The organism is Paenibacillus sp. OK003 (assembly GCF_900109515.1).
Taxonomy (GTDB): Bacteria; Bacillota; Bacilli; order Paenibacillales; family Paenibacillaceae; genus Paenibacillus; species Paenibacillus marchantiae.
The window spans coordinates 1-1,001 of the sequence record NZ_FOBD01000045.1; the positions used below are offsets into that span (position 1 = coordinate 1).

At 62.0% G+C, this 1,001-nt stretch carries 1 protein-coding gene; it reads left to right on the forward strand.

Translation table 11 applies throughout. The features are described 5' to 3' along the window. On the forward strand, positions 1 to 1,001 hold a 1,001-nt coding region (locus tag BMW94_RS30060; protein WP_175480889.1), incomplete at both ends, for a hypothetical protein.

The window sequence follows — 1,001 nt, forward strand, 5'->3', positions numbered from 1 at the left end:
GGAACGGGAACAACCGGAGCTACAGGCGCGACGGGCTCAACGGGTGTAACAGGTGCGACAGGAGCAACGGGAACGGGAACAACCGGAGCTACAGGAGCCACCGGCGCGACGGGTCCAACGGGTGTAACCGGAGTGACAGGTGCAACGGGAACGGGAGCTACAGGAGACACCGGTGCAACAGGGCCTACTGGAGTAACTGGTGCAACAGGTGTAACCGGAACAGGAACGACTGGTGCTACTGGTGCAACGGGTCTTACTGGGGTAACCGGTGCGACAGGGGCAACCGGAACAGGAACAACCGGAGCTACTGGTGCGACGGGCTCAACGGGTGTAACTGGTGCGACAGGAGCAACGGGAACGGGAACAACCGGAGCTACAGGCGCGACGGGCTCAACGGGTGTAACTGGTGCGACAGGTGCAACGGGAACGGGAACCACAGGAGCCACTGGCGCAACAGGATTTACGGGTGTAACAGGCGCGACAGGCGCCACCGGAACGGGAACAACCGGAGCTACAGGTGCGACGGGCTCAACGGGTGTAACTGGTGCGACAGGGGCCACCGGAACGGGAACCACAGGAGCCACTGGCGCAACAGGATTTACGGGTGTAACAGGTGCGACAGGAGCAACGGGAACGGGAACAACCGGAGCTACAGGCGCGACGGGCTCAACGGGTGTAACCGGTGCGACAGGCGTCACCGGAACGGGAACGACTGGTGCTACCGGTGCAACGGGTCTTACTGGTGTAACGGGAGTGACCGGTGCAACGGGAACGGGAACAACCGGAGCTACAGGCGCGACGGGCTCAACGGGTGTAACCGGTGCGACAGGCGTCACCGGAACGGGAACGACTGGTGCTACTGGTGCAACGGGTCTTACTGGTGTAACGGGAGTGACCGGTGCAACCGGAACAGGAGCTACAGGTGCGACGGGCTCAACTGGGGTAACTGGTGATACAGGAACAACAGGAACAACTGGAGCTACCGGAGCAACCGGAACAAC